The 18249-nt window shown below is 63.9% G+C and carries 19 protein-coding genes and 1 pseudogene; 6 read left to right on the top strand and 14 right to left on the bottom strand.

The features are described from left to right. Positions 1-7: 7 nt before the first annotated feature. Positions 8-1015 (bottom strand): DUF2891 domain-containing protein, encoded by a 1008-nt coding sequence (locus tag ACVJ19_RS39410; RefSeq protein WP_453955299.1) that lies wholly within the window; start codon positions 1013-1015, stop codon positions 8-10. Positions 1016-1017: 2 nt separating this feature from the next. Further along, positions 1018-1941 (bottom strand): hypothetical protein, encoded by a 924-nt coding sequence (locus tag ACVJ19_RS39415; protein ID WP_453954417.1) that lies wholly within the window; start codon positions 1939-1941, stop codon positions 1018-1020. 53 nt (positions 1942-1994) lie between these two features. On the opposite strand from ACVJ19_RS39415, the gene ACVJ19_RS39420 reads away from it, so the two are divergent. Both ACVJ19_RS39420 and ACVJ19_RS39425 read left to right on the top strand, forming a co-directional pair. Next, positions 1995-2945: a LysR family transcriptional regulator gene (locus tag ACVJ19_RS39420; protein ID WP_453954418.1), complete on the top strand. Its 951-nt coding sequence runs from the start codon at positions 1995-1997 to the stop codon at positions 2943-2945. 333 nt (positions 2946-3278) lie between these two features. Continuing rightward, on the top strand, positions 3279-3683 hold the full coding sequence (locus ACVJ19_RS39425) for a hypothetical protein (protein ID WP_453954419.1): 405 nt from the start codon (positions 3279-3281) through the stop codon (positions 3681-3683). A gap of 40 nt (positions 3684-3723) precedes the next feature. Here ACVJ19_RS39425 and ACVJ19_RS39430 read toward each other — a convergent pair whose 3' ends face one another. From ACVJ19_RS39430 to ACVJ19_RS39445, 4 genes are all read right to left on the bottom strand, one after another. After that, positions 3724-4506: a class II aldolase/adducin family protein gene (locus ACVJ19_RS39430; protein WP_453954420.1), complete on the bottom strand. Its 783-nt coding sequence runs from the start codon at positions 4504-4506 to the stop codon at positions 3724-3726. A 16-nt stretch (positions 4507-4522) separates the two neighbouring features. After that, positions 4523-5515, bottom strand: a complete 993-nt coding sequence (locus tag ACVJ19_RS39435; protein WP_453954421.1) for an NAD(P)-dependent oxidoreductase — start codon at positions 5513-5515, stop codon at positions 4523-4525. Positions 5516-5662: 147 nt separating this feature from the next. After that, on the bottom strand, positions 5663-6046 hold the full coding sequence (locus ACVJ19_RS39440; RefSeq protein WP_453954422.1) for a 4Fe-4S binding protein: 384 nt from the start codon (positions 6044-6046) through the stop codon (positions 5663-5665). Beyond that, on the bottom strand, positions 6043-7668 hold the full coding sequence (locus tag ACVJ19_RS39445; RefSeq protein ID WP_456739505.1) for an FAD-dependent oxidoreductase: 1626 nt from the start codon (positions 7666-7668) through the stop codon (positions 6043-6045). The genes ACVJ19_RS39440 and ACVJ19_RS39445 overlap by 4 nt, the downstream gene beginning before the upstream one ends. A 451-nt stretch (positions 7669-8119) precedes the next feature. On the opposite strand from ACVJ19_RS39445, the gene ACVJ19_RS39450 reads away from it, so the two are divergent. Genes ACVJ19_RS39450 through ACVJ19_RS39460 form a run of 3 tightly spaced genes read left to right on the top strand, consistent with a single transcriptional unit; the run spans position 8120 to position 10761 of the window. Beyond that, entirely contained in the window at positions 8120-9127 is a 1008-nt protein-coding gene (locus ACVJ19_RS39450) for an ABC transporter substrate-binding protein (protein WP_453954424.1), read from the top strand. Between the two features lies 1 nt (position 9128). Further along, positions 9129-9944, top strand: coding sequence for an ABC transporter ATP-binding protein (locus ACVJ19_RS39455; protein WP_453954425.1), 816 nt, complete (start codon positions 9129-9131; stop codon positions 9942-9944). Next, positions 9937-10761 carry an ABC transporter permease gene (locus ACVJ19_RS39460; RefSeq protein ID WP_453954426.1) on the top strand — a complete coding sequence of 275 codons (825 nt, stop codon included), beginning with the start codon at positions 9937-9939 and terminating at the stop codon, positions 10759-10761. Before ACVJ19_RS39455 ends, ACVJ19_RS39460 begins: the two co-directional genes overlap by 8 nt. An 89-nt stretch (positions 10762-10850) precedes the next feature. Here the strand turns inward: ACVJ19_RS39460 and ACVJ19_RS39465 are convergent, their stop codons facing one another. The 8 genes and pseudogenes from ACVJ19_RS39465 to ACVJ19_RS39500 form a co-directional block, all read right to left on the bottom strand. Next, positions 10851-11198 carry a DUF3088 domain-containing protein gene (locus tag ACVJ19_RS39465; protein WP_453954428.1) on the bottom strand — a complete coding sequence of 116 codons (348 nt, stop codon included), beginning with the start codon at positions 11196-11198 and terminating at the stop codon, positions 10851-10853. 27 nt (positions 11199-11225) lie between these two features. Continuing rightward, positions 11226-11546 (bottom strand): 4Fe-4S dicluster domain-containing protein, encoded by a 321-nt coding sequence (locus ACVJ19_RS39470; RefSeq protein WP_453954430.1) that lies wholly within the window; start codon positions 11544-11546, stop codon positions 11226-11228. Continuing rightward, positions 11543-11878, bottom strand: coding sequence for a hypothetical protein (locus ACVJ19_RS39475; RefSeq protein WP_453954431.1), 336 nt, complete (start codon positions 11876-11878; stop codon positions 11543-11545). Before ACVJ19_RS39475 ends, ACVJ19_RS39470 begins: the two co-directional genes overlap by 4 nt. Further along, complete coding sequence (locus ACVJ19_RS39480; protein ID WP_453954432.1) at positions 11781-13163, bottom strand: FAD-dependent oxidoreductase; 1383 nt, start codon at positions 13161-13163, stop codon at positions 11781-11783. Before ACVJ19_RS39480 ends, ACVJ19_RS39475 begins: the two co-directional genes overlap by 98 nt. A 24-nt stretch (positions 13164-13187) precedes the next feature. Then, positions 13188-13963: pseudogene (locus ACVJ19_RS39485) on the bottom strand (MetQ/NlpA family ABC transporter substrate-binding protein). A gap of 41 nt (positions 13964-14004) precedes the next feature. Further along, positions 14005-14256, bottom strand: coding sequence for a hypothetical protein (locus tag ACVJ19_RS39490; RefSeq protein ID WP_453954433.1), 252 nt, complete (start codon positions 14254-14256; stop codon positions 14005-14007). A 30-nt stretch (positions 14257-14286) separates the two neighbouring features. After that, entirely contained in the window at positions 14287-15084 is a 798-nt protein-coding gene (locus ACVJ19_RS39495) for a MetQ/NlpA family ABC transporter substrate-binding protein (protein ID WP_453954434.1), read from the bottom strand. Between the two features lie 35 nt (positions 15085-15119). After that, positions 15120-16439 (bottom strand): O-acetylhomoserine aminocarboxypropyltransferase/cysteine synthase family protein, encoded by a 1320-nt coding sequence (locus ACVJ19_RS39500; RefSeq protein WP_453954435.1) that lies wholly within the window; start codon positions 16437-16439, stop codon positions 15120-15122. Positions 16440-16692: 253 nt separating this feature from the next. Between ACVJ19_RS39500 and ACVJ19_RS39505 the strand changes: the two genes are divergently transcribed. After that, positions 16693-18102, top strand: a complete 1410-nt coding sequence (locus ACVJ19_RS39505) for an LLM class flavin-dependent oxidoreductase (RefSeq protein WP_453954436.1) — start codon at positions 16693-16695, stop codon at positions 18100-18102. Positions 18103-18249 lie beyond the last annotated feature (147 nt).

Genomic DNA, 18249 nt, shown 5'->3' on the forward strand with positions numbered 1-18249 from the left:
CTGCCATTCAGTCAGCCTCATCGAGGGCAAGCACGGCAAAGGTCGCGAGCCAATGCTCGCCCATATAGTGCTCGGCGATATGCGGCAGGCCCGCGGCCAGATGCTCGCACGCCGTCTCGTGAGCAATGGCGCGACGGGCGTCGCCGGCCGGCAAGGCATCACCGAGAGAGCGCCAGCACCAGGCCCGGCTGAGATTGAGTCCGTCGAGATGGGCGATCTTGCCGTCCGTGCGATCCGTGACCGTCGCAGGCTTGAACAGCGTTGCCGGCTGCTTTTCGACGAGCCGCGGCAGGAACCGATCGAACCAAGGCAGGAACGCGTCCGGAGGCAACAGGCGCCGCATGCACTCGGCCTCGATGAGAGCCGAGGATTGGAAGTCGTCGCCGCTGGGCTCGCCCCAGGCCGGGCAGTCGCTGTCCTCGCCATACCAGCGCTGGCAAGTCTCGCGCAGCAGCCTGGCGAGCGCATCATCCCTCGTGACGTCGGAATAGTCCGCCGCCATCCGCAAGCCGAACGCCGTATTGAAATGCGTTCCGACGCGTACGGGATAATGCGCCAACGGTAGAAAATCGCGAAAGCGCTGCGCGATGATGTCGGCCAGCGGGGCGAGATTGCGGCTCCACCGATCGTCAGGGTGGAGTGCGAGCTCGGTCGCGAGCTTCAGGAGCCAGCCCCAGCCATACGGCCGCTTGAAACCGCGAGCAGTTGGGCGAGCAAAATAAGCCCGCTCAGCGGCGACCTTCTCGGGCACGAATTGTGTGTCGAACAGCGCGCGAATGTCCGACGCCGCCGCAAAATCCGGAAAGCGCCGCAGCAGTCGCGCCAGCATCCAGTAGCTGTGGACGCAGGAGTGCCAGTCATAGCTGCCGTAGAAGATTGGATGCAATTCGCTCGGCGTGCGAGCATCCGCTGGTTCAGCCAGCGCGTGGTCCACATTGTTGGGATACTCGCGCGTGACATGGCCGAGCGCGATGCGGGCGAAATGCGAGGCCTGTTCGTGGGTGAGATGGGGCATGGTCACGGCTTGGCCTTTCGTGTGTCTCGGCCGATCAATGTCTCGATCAGGCGCGGCAGGAGGTAGATCGGAAATTGCGTCGCGGCGAAGTATAGGGCCATACGTGGCGAGGCGGCAGCGCCCAGCGCCGACCAGACCAGGCCGACATTGCGATTGCCGAGGATGAGGCCGACAGTCAGGCGCTGGCCCAAATTGCCCGGCAGCAGCACGACGCCCGCAGCTTGAAGGGCAATATTGCAGGCAAGGGCAAGCCCGAGGCACAGCGTGGCGGCTTGCACATCCGCCACGATCTGCGCGCGAATACCGGCCATGGTCGCAACGGCAAAGACGAGGAGCGCGGCAATGATAGTCCCGTCGACCGCCGCACCATGGACCGCGAGCATCGGGGCCGCATGCCGCCGAACCAGGAACGCCACGCCTTCGGCGCTACCTATCAACAGCGCCAGGCGCAGCGCAAGCTCGAGCGCGCTGATCTCTAGTCCCCCGAACCAGCTCGCAAGAAGCGGCACGGTGATCGGCGCCAGCACCATGGACAACACCGTCACCACGAGCGGCACCGCACCGTCGAGCCCGAGCATACGCGCCACCGCCGCCGTTCCGCTCGACGGCGGTGCCGAGACGGCGAGCACGATTGCAAGAGCGATCTCAGGATCGAGGTTCAGGACGCGGCCGGCCACATCAACCAGCAGCGGACAAACAACCATGACGATTGCGGGCAGCAGCACGGAAAGCGATGGCCGCCGCAGTGCGGCGATGACAGCCTGGCTATCGATCCGCAACAGCGTTCCCAGCACGATCAGGAAGATCGTGGTCGGCATCAGCGGTCGCGCCAGATCCGCAAGTGCCGGAAAGGCGAGCCCAAGCAGGACACCGAGCGCCAGCAATGTCGGTCCGCGCGGGACGAGGCGCAGGAGTGAGGGTCGCATACGCCCGGTCCAATCATGTCGTCTGCCCGTAAGGAGCACATCTCGCAGCATTCTTGAAATCGATTATTGCCATATCTATCATTGTCCAAATGAATTTAGCTTCAGTCGATCTCAACCTCCTGGTGGCCTTCGAAGCGCTGATGGAGGAACGCCATGTGACCCGCGCCGGCGAACGCATCGGCCTGGCGCAACCATCGATGAGCAGCGTGTTGACGCGGCTGCGCGCTCTGTTCGGCGACGAGCTTTTCGTGCGCTCGGCCTCCGGCATGCAACCGACGGCCAAGGCGCTGGCGCTGACCCAACCGATCAGCGACGCACTGGCACAGATCAGGGGCGTGCTCGCGCCCACATCGACGTTCGACCCCGCAACATCCCGCCGTCGCCTGACGATTGCCGCGACCGATTACGGCGACCTCGTCGTGGTGCCACGACTGGTCGAGGCGCTTCGACGGGAGGCGCCGGAGATCGATCTCGTGGTGCGCCCCATCATCGACCCGGCTACGAGTGTCGCGAGCCTGGAGCGCGGCGATGTCGACGTATTGATCGGCGGCCACCTTCCCGCTTCCCAGCGCATCACCCGATGCACGCTGTTCGCGGAGAACTTCGTCTGCATTCGTGACGCCAAGCGCGCCAGGCGAAAGGCGCGGCTCACCCGGGATGAGTATACGCGTCTTCCGCATGTGCTGTTCTCATCCGCCGGCGGCGACGGGCTTCCTGGCGCTATCGACACGATGCTGAGCCGGCACGGACGCAAACGCAGGACTGCGATCACGCTCGCCCACGTCGTCGCGGTGCCATTTGCCGTCGCCGGAACCGATCTGGTAGCAACCATGGCCGAGCGCATCGCGCGCCGCTTTGCGACCGCCGCCGGTGTATCCGTCGTTCCAGTTCCCTACGATTTAGAGGAGTTCAATATCGACCTGCTCCATACCCGCCGCGCTATCGCGGATCCGGCGCTGCGCTGGTTCATCGAATTGGTCAGTCGTGTTTGCAAGGAATTTTGACAAGATCGTTCCAGCAAATGGCGCTTCAACAGAGTGCCACCTCTGTTTGTTTGTCGAATAAGAGAATACCGCGCTTGTCTGACAATCAACGCATTTGAGCGGCAGAACTTCTCCAGTCCTGCGACGTTGACCGAGCGATCAGAGCGGGGGGCGGCACGATGGGTCCGGAGGGACGGCACGCGATCGTCATCGGGGGAGGCGGCTTTGGCAGGAGCAGCCGCTGAGCTCGAAGCGCCGATTCCTGGAGCACGCCCGCCCTGGTGGGATGTCCATCGCCACCGCACAGCGCCAGAGGTTGAAGCGCGCATTGCGGAGGCTCTCGCGGCAAAACGGTTGACGATCATCGCCGGCAAGCTCGCCGCCATCACTCCGAACCCCGGCGGCGCCCTCGTTCGCTACCGCCGGCGCAGCCAAAGCGAGACCTCCGAGCTTCAGGTCGGAGCCATCGTCGACTGCACCGGGATCGTCCGGGATCCCGGCGCCAGCACCAACCCGGCCGTGCGCAGCCTGCTCGACCAGGGCCTTGCCCGCATCGATCCGCTGCGAATCGGTATCGACGTCACACGCGATTGCGCAATCATCGATCGCGACGGATCTCCCTCTCGCCGCCTCTACGCTGTCGGCCCGCTCACGCGGGCCGCGTTCTGGGAGATCATTGCCGTTCCCGATATCCGGCAGCAATGCGCAGAGCTGGCAGCGCGGCTCCGCGCGATCGAGATTCCCTTTGTTTGGGCATGATCTTGTCGGAAAACCGCTCCACACTTTTCCGGATCATGCTCTAGTTGAACAGATCCGGCTCGGCCTCGGTGATCCAGTCCCAGAGCGGCTGGAAGCTGAAATAGCCGCCCTTGTGCGTACCGACCTGCCGCGAGGTCAGGCTGGCGATCCCATGCGGGATCGGTTTTGGCGTCCCCGCGGCCTCGGCGAGCAACTGGGCGCGCGCTGCATTGTCCATGGCGATGTACCACCACGCAGCCGCCTCGATGGTCGGTCCGACCGTGAGCAGGCCGTGATTCTGCAAGATCGCCGCCTTTTTCGATCCCAGCGCTTGCGCAATCTTGCGGCCCTCTTCCGCCTCCAGCACGACGCCGGAGAACGGATCGAACAGCACGTGGTCCTCATAGAACGCACAGGAATCCTGCGTCAACGGATCGAGCAGACGACCGAGCGCCGACCAGGCCTTGCCGTAGGTCGAATGGGTGTGGGCCGCCGCGATCACCTCCGGATGTGCGGCGTGGATCGCCGAGTGAATCACGAAGCCGGCCTGGTTGATCGGCTTGTCACCGATCAGGATGTTGCCGTCGTGGTCGACGAGCTGAAGATCGGACACCTTGATCTGGCTGAAATGTTTCGACAGCGGGTTGATCCAGAACCGTTCGGGAAACTCCGGATCGCGCACGGTGACATGACCTGCGAGCCCCTGATCGAAGCCGTAGCGCGAGAACAGGCGGAATGTCGCGGCAAGCCGCTGCTTGCGGTGCAGCCGCTCTTCCTCGAACGTCGCGGCCGGTGTGCGCTCGACCAGAGAGTATTTCTTGGGCTTCTCGACGACCTTGTTCATTGTTGCGGCTCCTTTTTTAGTATTCGAGATTCCTGTCGAAGACGTCGGCCAGCGCCACGCCATGCGCATAGGCGTCGAGGTTGACCAGCGTCTTGTCGGCCAGCCGTTTGGCATCCTCGCCACCCGTCCACGACACATGCGGGGTCAGGACGACCTTGGGATGGCAATAGATCGGATCGCCTTCCGGCGGCGGCTCGGGGTCGGTGACGTCGAGCGTCGCACCGGCAATTCGCCCTTCATCGAGCGCTTGTAGCAGCGCATTCTGATCGACGATACGACCGCGCGCGACATTGATCAGGTGCAGCGATGTCTTGGCGCGTGCCAGCACGTCGGCATTGATCAGACGCGCCGTCCTCGTCGTCGCCGGCAAAGCGAGAACGAGATGATCGGAGACCTCGACCAGCTGCTCGATGCTGTCGACAGGCTGGATACCCGGAAGGACATATGGCCAGGCCGAGCGGCGCAAAACCCTGATGTTGACGCCGAACGGCTTGACCCGCTCGACGACGGCGCGGCCGATCGCGCCGAAGCCCGCGATCCCGATGGTCTTGCCGTTGAGCGAACCGAGCGGAGCAATCTTCCATTGTTCGCGGTTGCGCGGCCGGATGTCGTGGATGCGCTTTTCGAAGCCGAGGATCGCCGCAAGGACGTATTCCGCGATCGGATCGGCCGAGATGCCACGGCCGACCGTAACCACGGGACCGTCGAGCAGCCATGCCGGAAAGAAATCGACGCCCGTCGAGGCAGTCTGGATCCAGCGCAGGCCGAACGGCCAGCCGGCCGGCTTCTCCGCGGGCGCCTTGTGCCAGCCCGCCAGCGGCCGGGTCAGCAGCACGTCCGCCTCCGGCGCGATCTCCCATGGCGCGCGATCGACGGGATGATCGATGATCAGCGGACGCGACCAGTGATCGGCCAACGTGGCACGAACCTCCGCGCCGAGCTGATTGACGATGATCGGCGATCGCACGCTGGCGGGCGCGCGTCTGCTTTCAATTCGCGGAGTATTCATGTCCTGCAGCTTTTACGATGGCAACAACGAGGACATGCTAGGCGCTCGACCCAAGATAGTCTTTTCAAAGATCGTCGCTGTCATGCAACAACAGGACGACGCATCTCGGCACGACATAAGAGTTTGTCTCTGTGGGGTCGTCCGGGCTCACTTCGTGCGGATAGCGTCAGCCGACATCACCTTCGCCTGCGCCGCGGCCTCGCCGGCACGACGGAACACGGTTTCCATCAGCCATTGCTCGTTCGGAAATCGATCGGACCATTCGTCCCAGCCGGAATGCTTGCGGTATTGGCCGAGGCGGCCGGAGGCCACCAACTCGGCCTCTTCGACGGCGACACGGCGGTCGCAATCCGGTGCCACGTAGATGGCGTCGGCCTGACAATAGAGCTCGCACATGAAGCAGGTCTGGCAATCCTCGACACGCGCGGGAACCGGAAGACCGCCTTGCCCTCGGTCGAGCACATTGGCCGGACAGACCTCGATGCAAATGCCACAATCCGTGCAGCGGTCGGCGACGATGAGTTCGATCATGATGCCGCCTCGAGTCGACCGGCTTTGGCGCTCGCAGGTGCACCTTCAACCGCGACCCGGACCTGATCCAGGCCACCGCTGAGCAGGCGGACTGCAAGTTCCGGATCTCGCGAAGGAAAGTCCTCGCGGCGATGAAGCCCCCTGCTCTCCTTGCGCGCCGCCGCCGTGGCGACGGACCAGCGCGCTGTTGCCAGCAGAGCCGCCGTCTCGCGCGAGGCGATTGTGCCCGTGTCGGCGTGATCGGCCAGCTCGGTCCATAAGCCCTCGAGCACGCGTGCGGATGCTGCAAGTCCATCCCCGGTTCGGAACAGATTCTTGTCGAACGGGTGCATTTCGGCGCGCACGCCGTCACGAAGCGCGGCGAGATCGACCGTCCTGGCGCCTCTGCGGGACTCGCACCCGACGCGACCAAGCGGCCGTAGTCGGCCCGCGCTCCGCTTCGCGCCGCGCGCCAGGCGTGCGGCAGCACGTCCGGCAAACACACCGGACGACAGCGCCCAGGCCGAGTTGACATTGCCGCCGCCGGAGATCGCGCCCGCAACCTTCTCGCGCGAGGCATTGTCGCCGGCCACGAACAGCCCCGGCACCGATGTCGTGCCATCCACATCGTGCACCCGGACCCCGCCGATGCCGCGAATGGTGCCGTCGTTGTGCAAGGTGATCTCGAAGCGGTCGCGATAGGGATCGATGCCCCAGCGATCGAACACCAATGGGACGTTCGGTGAAATCGTATGCAGCCGCGCCTTGATATCGTCAGGCAGACGGTTCAGCGCGCAGTAGACGGAACCGCGCTGGAGCGCTCGTGCCAGACGTACGGTCTGGTCGGGACCGAAGGGAAGATCGAGCTCGTGCCCGTCGGCGTCGTAATAGGCCGCGAACGAATAGGCCATGCTTCGCGTCATGGTCGAATGCGCGGGTGCAATGGTGTAGGCCGCGGTGAACTCCATGCCCGACATCTCCGCGCCGGCCTCGGCCGCCATGAGATAGCCGTCACCCGTATTGGTGCGTGATCCCAGCAGATGAGACAGGAAGCTGGTCCCGCCGGCCGCGAGGATCACCGCCTCGGCCTCGATCCGATAAGCTCTCCCGCCATCCTGTCGGCGCTGGCCGCGAGCACCGCCGATCGAGCCGTCGGATCGCGCCAAAAGTTCGAGGACGGGCGAATGATCGAGGATGGTGACGCCATGGCTCAGCGCTTGCTGCCTGAGGGCACGCATATATTCGGGCCCCCGCACGGCCCGGTAGTTCACCCGTCCCTCGTCATCGACGCCGAATTTGTAGTAGCGCGCCAGCGTCGGCAGTGTGCGCCAGGTCTGGTCGAGGATGCGATACATCCAGTCAGCTTCACCAAGACCAAGGCCGCTCGCGATACGATTGGCGACAGCCGCATCGCGTGCCGCCGGAGGATCCGGCGGCACCCACCAATGGCCCGGACCCGCCGCGGCCGTAACGCCGCTGGTGCCGCAATAGCCCTTGTCGACCAGCACGACTTTCGCCCCCGCCTCTGCCGCAGAAGTCGCTGCCCACGCGCCCGCCATGCCGCCGCCGACAATCAGCACGTCGGTCGCTAGCGACAGCTCTTCGAGCGCGGACGACATCATGATCTCTGCCTCAGGCGACACAGGACGGCTCAGCCGGCAGCGTGAAGATGCCGGGCCATGCCCATCGCTCAATGTTTGGGCCGGCCCATTGCCGCGTCAATGAAAGGCAAAACTCTTTTGGCAGCCTGCGGCGAACGAGACACCCTGCCGTCTTCGATGTCGGGAATATGTCTATTTCACCGTAGAACAGACTTCTCCAGCGAGGACGGCGAATGAAACGTAACGTCCTTGCATTGTCAGGTCCCTTCGGACGCCCGAAAGCGGATCGAAGCTCCTCAAGGCATGGAAACAGGCTTCTTTGATCGAGTGCGATTGGAGAACAGACTTCCCATCAAACATGGCAACCAAGTGCGATTCTTTCGAAAACGGCGCAGCGACATCAGTTCACTGGACCGGATGACTGATTTCCTGAAGTGTGCCGCAAAGGCTCGTGGTGAGCCGTCGCGCGAGCGGGAATTCAAGAGACGTCAACATGATTAAATCGAAGCCTTTGCAGGCGGCGGCGCTTGCGCTGATCATTACGCTGAGTGGCGCAAATCTCGTCCGTGCCGAAACAACGCAACTACGCATCGCCCAGCAATTCGGCATCGCCTATCTTCCGCTCATCGTCGCCAGCGAGAAGGGGCTGATCGAGGAGGAAGCCAAGGCACTCGGCATTGCGCCGCCGAAGATCGAATGGCTCCGGCTGTCCGGCGCAGCGGCCATGAACGAGGCGCTGATTTCAGGCGGCCTGGATTTCGCAACGGCCGGCATCACGCCGATGATCCTGACCTGGGACAAGACGCGAACCACCGCCAAGATCATCGGCATCGCTGCGCTGGGCTCGATGGCGAATATCCTGACCACCAACAATCCCAATATCAAGACGCTGGCGGATTTCACCGAGAAGGACCGGATCGCGCTCCCCTCGGTCAAGGTCGGCTTCCAGCCGATCGTCCTCCAGATGGCGGCGGACAAGGCGTTTGGCAAATACGACAAGCTCGACGAACTCACCGTCAGCATGCCGCATCCGGACGCGACGGCCCAGATCCTCTCGGGCCATTCGGAAATCACGGCGCATTTCACCTCGCCGCCGTTCTCGCAGCAACAGCTGGCGAGTGGCAAGGTGCACCAGGTCCTCAACAGCTACGACGTGCTCGGCGGCCCCCACACCTTCAACGTGGTGTACTCCACCACGAAGTTCGTCAACGACAATCCGAAGACGATTTCGGCGTTCGTCCACGGTCTCGACCGCGCCAACGAATGGATCAGGGCCAATCCGAAGGAAGCCGCCGCGCTTTACATCAAGGCAGAGGGCTCGAAGCTTACGCCTGATTTCGTCGAGAGCATCATCCGCGACAAGGACGTGAGCTTCACCACCGCGCCCGAGGGAGCCCAGAAGTTCGCGGATTTCGAGGCCAAGGTCGGCCTGATCAAGCAGGCGCCGGCGTCATGGCGGGATCTGTTCTGGTCCGGCCTCGGAGAGAAGCCGGGAAGCTGATATGAACGTCGCTCCGCGACTGACTGGCCTCGTCGGCGATATCGCGTCGCCCGCATTGCTCGAGCTCGATCACGTCAGCATCAGCTATCCGACGCCGGACGGCATCCTCACGGCGGTTGAAGACGTCAGCTTCACGATCTCGGCCGGCGAACGGCTGGTCCTGCTCGGCCCGTCAGGCTGCGGCAAGTCCACGCTGCTGCGCGCCGTCGGCGGTTTCCTCAAGCCAAGCGCCGGCGAGATTCGCATGAACGGCCGGTGGATCGGAGCCCCGGGGCCCGACCGCATGACCGTGTTTCAGGAGTTCGATCAGTTGCTGCCGTGGCGCACCGTGCTCGGCAATGTCCGCTATGCCCTGGAACGGGGAAAATCAATGCCGCGGCGAGATGCAGAGGGCATTGCGCGGCGCTGGCTCGAGCGTGTCGGATTGAAGAATTTCGTCGACGCTTTCCCTCACACCTTGTCTGGCGGAATGAAACAGCGCGTCGCGATCGCGCGAGCCTTTGCGCTGGAGCCGGCGCTGCTGCTGATGGACGAACCCTTCGCCGCGCTGGACGCGCTGACGCGGCGGCAGATGCAGGACGAACTGCTTAAGCTGTGCGAGGAGACCGGAAACACCGCCCTGTTCGTGACCCATGGCATTGACGAGGCGATCCGCGTCGGAACCCGCATTCTGGCCCTGACGCCGCACCCGGGACGACTGGCCGCTACCTTCGATGTCCCGCCGGAGACTCGCGCCCGCGGCAGCTCAGGTTTCGGCGAACTGGAGCGACGCATCCAGGAGACCGTGTTTTCTGCTCCGGAAGTCGACCATGTCTGACATCGCGGCCCCAAAACTCGTTCGTGCGCCAGCGCTGCGGCGTGCGCTCGAGGGTACACCATGGCGGCGCTTCGTCATCCTCGCCGGCTTCGCGCTCGCCTGGGAGCTCTATGCACGCTGGCTCGACAACGCACTTCTGCTGCCAACCCTGGGCGCGACGCTGTCGGCGCTATGGTCGGCCATCCTGTCGGGCGAACTGCCGAACCGTGCAATGACCTCATTGCGGGTTCTCATCCCCGGCTATGCGCTGGGCGTTGCCGTCGCCGCGGTGCTGACGACCCTCGCCGCCCTGTCGCGCTGGGGCAATGAGGCTCTTGGCCTCCTGACGTCGATGTTCAACCCGCTCCCCGCCATCGCGCTGCTTCCCATTGCGCTGCTGTGGTTCGGGGTGGGAACGCCGAGTCTCATCTTCGTCATCGTGCACTCCGTTCTGTGGCCGGTAGCCCTCGCCTGCTACGGCGGCTTCCTCGCGGTGCCGCCGACCTTGCGAATGGCCGGCCGCAACCTCGGCCTCTCGGGCGGCCGGTTCGTCGCGGAAATTCTGGTGCCTGCGGCCTTCCCGCAGATCCTGTCGGGCTTGCGGATCGGGTGGGCGTTTGCCTGGCGCACGCTGATCGCGGCCGAGCTTGTGTTCGGCGTCAGCGCGCGGTCCGGCGGAATTGGCTGGTTCATCTACACCAGCCGCGCGCAGCTGGAGACGGCGAGCGTCTTTGCGGGACTGCTCACCGTGATCCTGATTGGTCTCCTCGTGGAGGGCGTGATCTTCCGGAGCCTGACGCGGATCACCGTCCAACGCTGGGGTCAGGTGCAAAGCTGACGCGCGGCCAAGCCAGGACGGCCTCGCCTCGGATCACTTGAACGGAATCCCGGCGCGTGCGCCTCCTCGTGCCCGCGCCAGCAAGCGGCCTAGCGATGAACGTGCGGGAATGCGTAGCGGTCGGCCAGATAGCGAAGTATTCGTTCCGAGGAATCGATGAAGCGCCGGCCGTTGGCCACGCCGGCGTCCTCAGGCACCGGCCGGCTCTCATCGAAGACCAGAACCGGAAGCGATTGATGCTGCTCGCTCAGGATCTCGACGAGCGCCATTCGCGGCCGCGCGAATGGCAGGCGGTGCACTTCGATCTGCGTTGCCAGTCCGGGAAACGACGCCAGCAATCCCTCGATCGCATTGCAGTGCGGGCAGACGAAGAAACGGCCCGGCTGCTCGGGATCTTCAAATCCCGGTTTCAACAGGAAGAGGCGATCTCCGCTCATGGCCGGCCTCCTGAGACGACATGGTTTTCAATGGCCAAACAGCCGAAAGCTTCGGTCGGCCACCCGTAGGTGCCGGCTCTCCTCGACCCAGCCTACCGCTCGCCTATAGCTGCCCAGCAGGGTCGTCCCCTTCAACGCCGGGACGTCGATCGCTTGCGGCGCATCGGCGAACGGCGAGACGAACAGCGCATCCTCTGGACAATAGAGCTCGCACAAGAAGCAGGTCTGACAATCGCTCTGGCGCGCGATCCTGGGAATGCCGTCGGTCTTGTCGAAGACATTGGTCGGGCACACGCTCACGCAGATATCGCAGGCCGTGCACCGTTCGGCGTCGATGACCTCGATCATTCCGCGGCCTCCGCATACTGCGGAGACGCCAGCGGACGTGGCGCTGTCCAGACGTCGTCGAGCCCGCCGGTGGTCACCAGATGGAGATAGCGGTCGTCCTGCTCGGGATAATCGTCGCGGCGATGCATTCCCCGGCTTTCCTGACGCGCCAGCGCGCTGCGATACATCCAGCGCGCGGTCGCAAGCATGGCTGCAGCTTCGCGCACGCGCAGCAGTTCCTGATCGTCCGGCGCATCAGCACCCGACGCATCGGACCACAACGCATCCAGCCGACCGAGCGACTCGCCCAGTCGTCCGGCCTCGCGGAAGTAGTTCAGCTCGTAGGGGAACACCTCGTCCTGGACGCTCCGCGCGACCGCGCCGCCCTGCAACGGCCGTCCGTTGCCGGAACGCAAGCCAACGGTGCCGCGCCGGAACGCCTGACGCCCGATTGTTGTGCCCAATTGTCGCGCAAACTACCTGGCCGGCCCAATACCCCGAAGACATCGCCCAGGCGGCATTGTGGCTGCCGCCGCCGGTGAAGCCGCCGCAGATCAATTCGCGCGTCGCGGCATCGCCTGCCGCGTAGAGACCCGGCACGGTGGTCGCGCAACTGTCGTCGATGATCCGCAGGCCGCCCGTCCCGCGAACCGTCCCCTCCAGGCGCAGCGTGATCGGGAAACGTTGCGTGAAGGGATCAATACCGGTGCGGTCGAAGGGGAGAAAGAAGTTCGGCTGTGACGCGCGCATGTGCCGCTGAGTCTCGGCATCGGCCTGATCAAGCTGGGCATACACAGGGCCCTTACGGAGCGCGCGCGCAATCACGGAGCGGCCACCTTTCGACGAAGCTCCGGGAATGACGCTGCCCTGCTCATCGGTGAAGCTCGCCCAGCTGTAGAACAACGTCTTGGTCACCGATCCGAAGGCCAGCGAGATCGCATAGGCGTTGGAGAACTCCATGCTGGTGAATTCCGCTCCCGCCTCCGCGGCGAGAAGATAGCCGTCGCCGGTGAGCACGTTCGACCCGAGCGTCTTGCTGAGGAAAGCGCACCCGCCGGTGGCGATCACCACGGCCTTGGCGTTCACCGCCCAGCGATTCCCCTTCTGGCGGCGCAAGCCCGCCGCTCCGGCCACCACGCCGTTGCCATCGACCAGCAGCTCGAGCGCCGGCGAATGATCGAGGATGGTCACGCCCGCCTGCTTGGTCCGCTTGCGCATCAGCCGCATATATTCGGGGCCCTGGAGCGAATTCCGCTGCGGCTTGCCGTCGTCATCGGCCGGATAAGGATAGCCCCAATCGGCAAGCTGGTTGCTCTGGGCATAGGTCCGGTCCAGCACGCGCGCCATCCAGCGGCGATCCTGGAGATGACCGCCCAGCTTCTCACGGCTGACCATGGCGGCCTCGCGGCGCTCCGGAGCGGGGTCGACATACCAGACACCGGTGCCCGCCGCAGCGGTTGCGCCTGAGGTGCCGCAAAAGCCCTTGTCCGCCAGCACGACACGCGCGCCGCGCTCGGCGGCGCTGATCGCGGCCCATGTGCCTGCGGGACCGCCACCGAGCACCAGCACATCCGCGTCGAACACGACGGACCCTGCCGAACTCGACAGCTTCTCGGCGCGACCAGGTGGGTTTGTCATCGCTCGTCTCCGGATTGAATCTGTTCAGAACGCCGGAATCTGCCCCGGCAATTTGTCCTTGATGATCTGGCGGATCGTGTCGTTCTGATAGGCGCGCACCAGCTTCGCGATCCAGGGAGCATCCTTGTCCTTCTCGCGAACGGCGATGAAGTTGTTGTAGGGATTGTTGGTCGAGGACTCGATTGCGATGGAATCCTTGCCCGGGATGAGGCCGGCCGGGACGGCGTAATTGGTGTTGATGACCGCAGCATCGACGTCGTCGAGGCTACGGGGCAGTTGGGCGGCGTCGATTTCGCGGATCTTGAGCTTCTTTGGATTTGCGGTCACATCGAGCGCCGTCGGCAGGATCCCGACGCCGTCCTTCAGCTCGATCAGCTTTTCCGCCTGAAGCAGCCGCAGCGCACGGCCGCCGTTCGACGGATCGTGCCGATCGACGCGCCCTCCTTGATCTCGGCAACCGACTTGGCCTTGCGGGAATACAGCCCGATCGAGGCGACGATCGTCTCGCCGACGGCCACGATCTTGTATCCCCGTGTCTTGATCTGATTGTCCAGGAACGGCTTGTGCTGAAAGGCATTCGCATCGAGATCGCCGACATCAAGCGCGGCGTTGGGCAACAGATAATCGTTGAAGACGACGACCTGCACGTCGAGGCCGTCCTTGGCCGCGATCTCCTTGACCTTGGTCCAGACGATTTCGGCATCGCCGCCCGATATCCCGACCTTGATCTTCTGATCCGCGGACGCCGGGGCGGTGAACAGAGCAAAGGCGGCCATCACGAGGAACAAGCGACGTCTCATGGTCTACGATCTCCTTATCGAGCGATCATCTGTTTGGGTGCCTAGCCGACGCGGGCAACCAGGACGTCCGCCGTTGCATCCGCGAATTCGGAAGACATATCGTTGAAGAGAGCAAGTTCCTGAACCGTCGCTGCACGCGGACGATGGCTCGAACCCTTAGAGCCTGGTCGTTTCAGAAAGAAACGGTTCAGAGCCCGTACAAACCCTGGCGAGCCCGCAATCTCCGTTGCGTGCCTCTCGCTTGCCGCCACGAAGGCAAAACTCATTCGATTCACGTCGACGACATAGATCATGGGGCGGCTTTCCCAACGAAGGACGCTCTCCTAGCTTCCGAACCCCGCGGGAATGAACGCCGGGATCTTCTCTTCGATGAACTGCTTCACCTCCGGCGAGTTGAACACCTGGATGAACGCCTTCAGGCGCGGGTCGTCCTTCTTGTCGGGCCGGGCCGTGAAGCGCAGCACGAGCCCGTCGTCAACGGTGCGGTCGATGATCAGCGCCGACTTGGGATCGCCGCCGGCCGGAATGAGGTAGGTGATATTGACGAGCGCCAGCGTCACGTCGTCCAGCGATCGGTAGGTCTGCGCCGGATCGAGCTCGACGATCTTGAGATTCTTGGGGTTGTCGGCGATGTCGAACTTGCTGACCGAGAAGCCCTTGCCCGGCGTCAGCTTGATCAAGCCTGCCCGCTCCAGCAGGATCAGTCCGCGGGCGCCGTTGAGCGGCTCGTTCGGAATGGCGACGCTGTCGCCGGACTTGATCTCGTCGAGCGTCTTGATCTTCTTGGAGAACAGCCCGACGGGCGCGATCACGCCGACCTTGTCGGCCTGCACCAGATTGAATCCGCGCTGCTTGTTCTGAAGCGCGAGATAGGTCGCATGCTGGAACAGATTGGCGTCGACCTCGCCGCTATTCACGACCTCGTTCAACGCGACCCAGTCTGATAGCTCGACGATCTTGACGTCCTGCCCCTTCTCCTTGGCGAGCTTGGCGGCAAACGTGGCCAGTTGGCCAACCGGGCCGGCGCTGGTCGCGATCTTCAGCGGTTCGCCGGCGAAGGTGGCCGCGGTGAACGCGAGCCAGAGACCTGCGGCCTGGGCGGTGCGACGAAGGATTTTCATTATCTCAATTCCCATTGCAATTCAGATGACGCGTCTCACGCGGCCTTGCGCGCACCGGCGTCGGTTTGCGCCAGCGCCTGGCCGAGATCTGCCAGGATGTCGTCGGGATGCTCGATCCCGACCGAGAGGCGGACGTAACCGGGGGTAACGCCGGCGGCGAGCTGCTCGGCTGGGGTAAGCTGCTGGTGCGTCGTCGATGCCGGATGAATCGCCAGCGACCGGGCGTCGCCGATATTGGCGACGTGATAGAACAGCTTGAGTGCATCGATGAACCGCCGGCCGGACTCGATACCGCCTTTGAGTTCGAAGCCGACGAGGGCGCCGTAGCCACCCTTCAGATACGCGTCGGCCCGGCGCTTGTTCTCTCCGCTCTGCAGGCCGGGGAAGATCACGTTCGACACCGAAGGATGCTTGGCGAGAAAGTTCGCAACCTTCACCGCGTTCTCGTTGTGCTGGCGGATGCGCAGCGGCAGGGTTTCGAGACCCTGGATGAACTGGAAGGCATTTTGCGGCGCGATCGACGCGCCAAGGTCGCGCAGCAGCTTGACGCGAGCCCGCAGGATGTAGGCGATCGGACCGAGCGGCTTCGCGGCCTCGGTCCAGATCGCGCCATGATAGGCCTCGTCGGGCTTGTTCAGCAGCGGGAAGCGCTCGGCATGGGCAGCCCAGTCGAAATTGCCGCCATCCACGATGGCGCCGCCGATCGCGGTGCCGTGGCCGCCGATATATTTGGTCGTGGAATAGACCACCACCGCGGCACCGTGCTCGAACGGTCGCGCGATCAGGGGCGAGGCCGTATTGTCGAGAATCAGCGGCACGCCCAGCGAACGGCCGATATCCGCGACTTCCTTGATCGGAAACACGTTCAGCTTGGGGTTCGGGAGCGTCTCGCCGAAATAGGCCCGCGTTTTCGCATCGGTCGCGCGACGGAAATTCTCGGGGTCCGCCGGATAGACGAACCGCACCTCGATGCCGAACTGTTTCAGGGTCTGCGAGAGCAGCGTCCACGTCCCGCCGTAGAGATCGGTCGACGACACGATGTTGTCGCCGGCTTGCGCGATATTGAAGATCGCGAAGGCCGAGGCGGTTTGTCCCGAGGCGACGGCAAGGGCGGCCGCTCCGCCCTCCAGCGCGGCAAGTCGCGTCTCGAACGCCTCCTGGGTCGGATTGCCGATGCGAGTATAGATCGGGCCGAGCTGCTCGAGCGCAAACAGACGCGAGGCATGATCGGTGTTCTCGAACTGGAACGATGTGGTCTGGTAGATCGGAACCGCCACCGCGCCGGTGGCAGGGTCGGTGCGGTACGATCCACCATGCAATGCCAGCGTCTCGAAATTCCGGGTTTCCAACGTCATCTGCAATTCCCTTTCGATCCCGAAAGCGAGCGCTGTGCGCGGCTCGCCATACTTGTCGACGAAAATGATGCGGCCGGATTCCGCCTCTGTCGAGCGTGTCGGAAAAATAGCGATGCGCGTGCTGCATCATCGCCGCCTCGCAACGCGTTTGTTTCCGCGCCTTCGCCGAATTGAAAACAAACTCGCTCGCACAAAATGTTAAAAACGGTCACGCACAGCGGATGTGCTTCGCAATAGACGATCGGGCCAGACCATGACGAGACCGCGCGAGCTGCGCTTCAACGCTTTCAACATGACCGCGCCGAGCCACAATTGGGCTGGCCTGTGGTCTCATCCGCGCGACGCGTCCATTGACTACAACACGCTCGATTATTGGGTCGATTATGCCAAGACCGCAGAGCGCGGACTGCTCGACGGCATCTTCCTGGCGGATGTGTTCGGCGTGTACGACGTCTATGGCGGCACTGCCGATGCCGCCGCCCTGCACGCTGTGCAGCTGCCCAACGCCGACCCGACCCTGCTCGTGTCCGCCATGGCGCTCGTCACCAAGCATCTCGGCTTCGGCGTCACATCGAACCTGACGTTCGAGCATCCCTATCAACTCGCGCGCACGTTCTCGACGCTCGACCATCTCACCAAGGGCAGGATCGGCTGGAATATCGTTACCGGCTATCTCGACAGCGGCGCGCGCGGCATGGGGCTTTCGGCCGGCCGCGCTCACGACGATCGCTATGACGCGGCCGAGGACTTCCTCACCGCGGCCTACAAGCTATGGGAGGGAAGCTGGGAGGACGATGCGGTTCGCCGCGATCGCGGCAGCCGCGTCTTCACGGATCCCGCAAAGCTCCACCGGGTTCGGCATGAGGGCCCTTACTTCAAGGTCGATGGCATTCATCTCGCCGAGCCTTCGCCGCAGCGAACGCCGCTTCTGTATCAGGCCGGCACCTCGAAGCGCGGCCGCGCCTTCGCGGCCCAACATTCGGAAGCGATTTTTCTCAACGGCCAGACCAAGCCGATCCTGGCACGCGCCGTCCGCGAGATACGCGAAGCGGCCAAGGCCTATGGCCGCGATCCCTACGACATCCGCCTGTTTGCCGGCGCGACCGTGATCGTGGCGCCGACGCGGGCCGAGGCAAATGATCTGCTCGAGGACTACGCACGGCATGTCGACCAGGCCGGCCAGCTCGCCTTGCTGTCAGGCTGGACCGGTATCGACTTCTCGACCTATCGGCCGGACCAGCCGATCGAATATGTAGAGAGCAACGCGATCCAATCGATGGTCGAGAATTTCACGGTCCGGAGCGACCGGCCGGTCAATATTGGCGACCTCGCCAGATTGAGCCGCGCCGGCGCCCGGTCGCCTTTCGTGGTCGGCTCGCCGCAGGACGTCGCCGACGAGCTGATCGCCTGGGCTGACGAGACCGACGTCGACGGCTTCAATCTGTTCCGCCTGGTCGCGCCGGAATCGCTGAACGCTTTCGTCGATCTCGTGGTGCCGGAGCTGCAGTCGCGAGGGGTCTACAAGACCGCCTACCGCGACGGCACGCTGCGCGAAAAGCTTTTCCCGGGACGAGGTCCACGACTGCACGCGACACATCCCGGCGCGAGTTTTCGGCGCTCGCCTTCGACCGTCGCCACGCTTCGGTCCGACGCCGCCGAATAGCTGGGCGGCCGATTTCAGGCGACGAGCCGTATAGCATGGAAAATTCCGTTCTCGGATTGCGTCCGACCGGGAACGCTTCGTTCTCCAACAGCGCCGTATTCTGAAATTGCAACGCGGCCTCGATTGCCCGCACATTGCGTGCTGCAG

The sequence above is a fragment of the Bradyrhizobium sp. USDA 376 genome (assembly GCF_054063675.1).

Excerpts from the sequence above, each read along its gene's own strand:
- ACVJ19_RS39410 (WP_453955299.1), bottom strand. The coding sequence starts at position 1,015 with ATGCCCCATCTCACCCACGAACAGGCCTCGCATTTCGCCCGCATCGCG.
- ACVJ19_RS39415 (WP_453954417.1), bottom strand. The coding sequence starts at position 1,941 with ATGCGACCCTCACTCCTGCGCCTCGTCCCGCGCGGACCGACATTGCTG.
- ACVJ19_RS39430 (WP_453954420.1), bottom strand. The coding sequence starts at position 4,506 with ATGAACAAGGTCGTCGAGAAGCCCAAGAAATACTCTCTGGTCGAGCGC.
- ACVJ19_RS39435 (WP_453954421.1), bottom strand. The coding sequence starts at position 5,515 with ATGAATACTCCGCGAATTGAAAGCAGACGCGCGCCCGCCAGCGTGCGA.
- ACVJ19_RS39440 (WP_453954422.1), bottom strand. The coding sequence starts at position 6,046 with ATGATCGAACTCATCGTCGCCGACCGCTGCACGGATTGTGGCATTTGC.
- ACVJ19_RS39450 (WP_453954424.1), top strand. The coding sequence starts at position 8,120 with ATGATTAAATCGAAGCCTTTGCAGGCGGCGGCGCTTGCGCTGATCATT.
- ACVJ19_RS39455 (WP_453954425.1), top strand. The coding sequence starts at position 9,129 with ATGAACGTCGCTCCGCGACTGACTGGCCTCGTCGGCGATATCGCGTCG.
- ACVJ19_RS39460 (WP_453954426.1), top strand. The coding sequence starts at position 9,937 with ATGTCTGACATCGCGGCCCCAAAACTCGTTCGTGCGCCAGCGCTGCGG.
- ACVJ19_RS39465 (WP_453954428.1), bottom strand. The coding sequence starts at position 11,198 with ATGAGCGGAGATCGCCTCTTCCTGTTGAAACCGGGATTTGAAGATCCC.
- ACVJ19_RS39470 (WP_453954430.1), bottom strand. The coding sequence starts at position 11,546 with ATGATCGAGGTCATCGACGCCGAACGGTGCACGGCCTGCGATATCTGC.
- ACVJ19_RS39480 (WP_453954432.1), bottom strand. The coding sequence starts at position 13,163 with ATGACAAACCCACCTGGTCGCGCCGAGAAGCTGTCGAGTTCGGCAGGG.
- ACVJ19_RS39490 (WP_453954433.1), bottom strand. The coding sequence starts at position 14,256 with ATGATCTATGTCGTCGACGTGAATCGAATGAGTTTTGCCTTCGTGGCG.
- ACVJ19_RS39495 (WP_453954434.1), bottom strand. The coding sequence starts at position 15,084 with ATGAAAATCCTTCGTCGCACCGCCCAGGCCGCAGGTCTCTGGCTCGCG.
- ACVJ19_RS39500 (WP_453954435.1), bottom strand. The coding sequence starts at position 16,439 with ATGACGTTGGAAACCCGGAATTTCGAGACGCTGGCATTGCATGGTGGA.
- ACVJ19_RS39505 (WP_453954436.1), top strand. The coding sequence starts at position 16,693 with ATGACGAGACCGCGCGAGCTGCGCTTCAACGCTTTCAACATGACCGCG.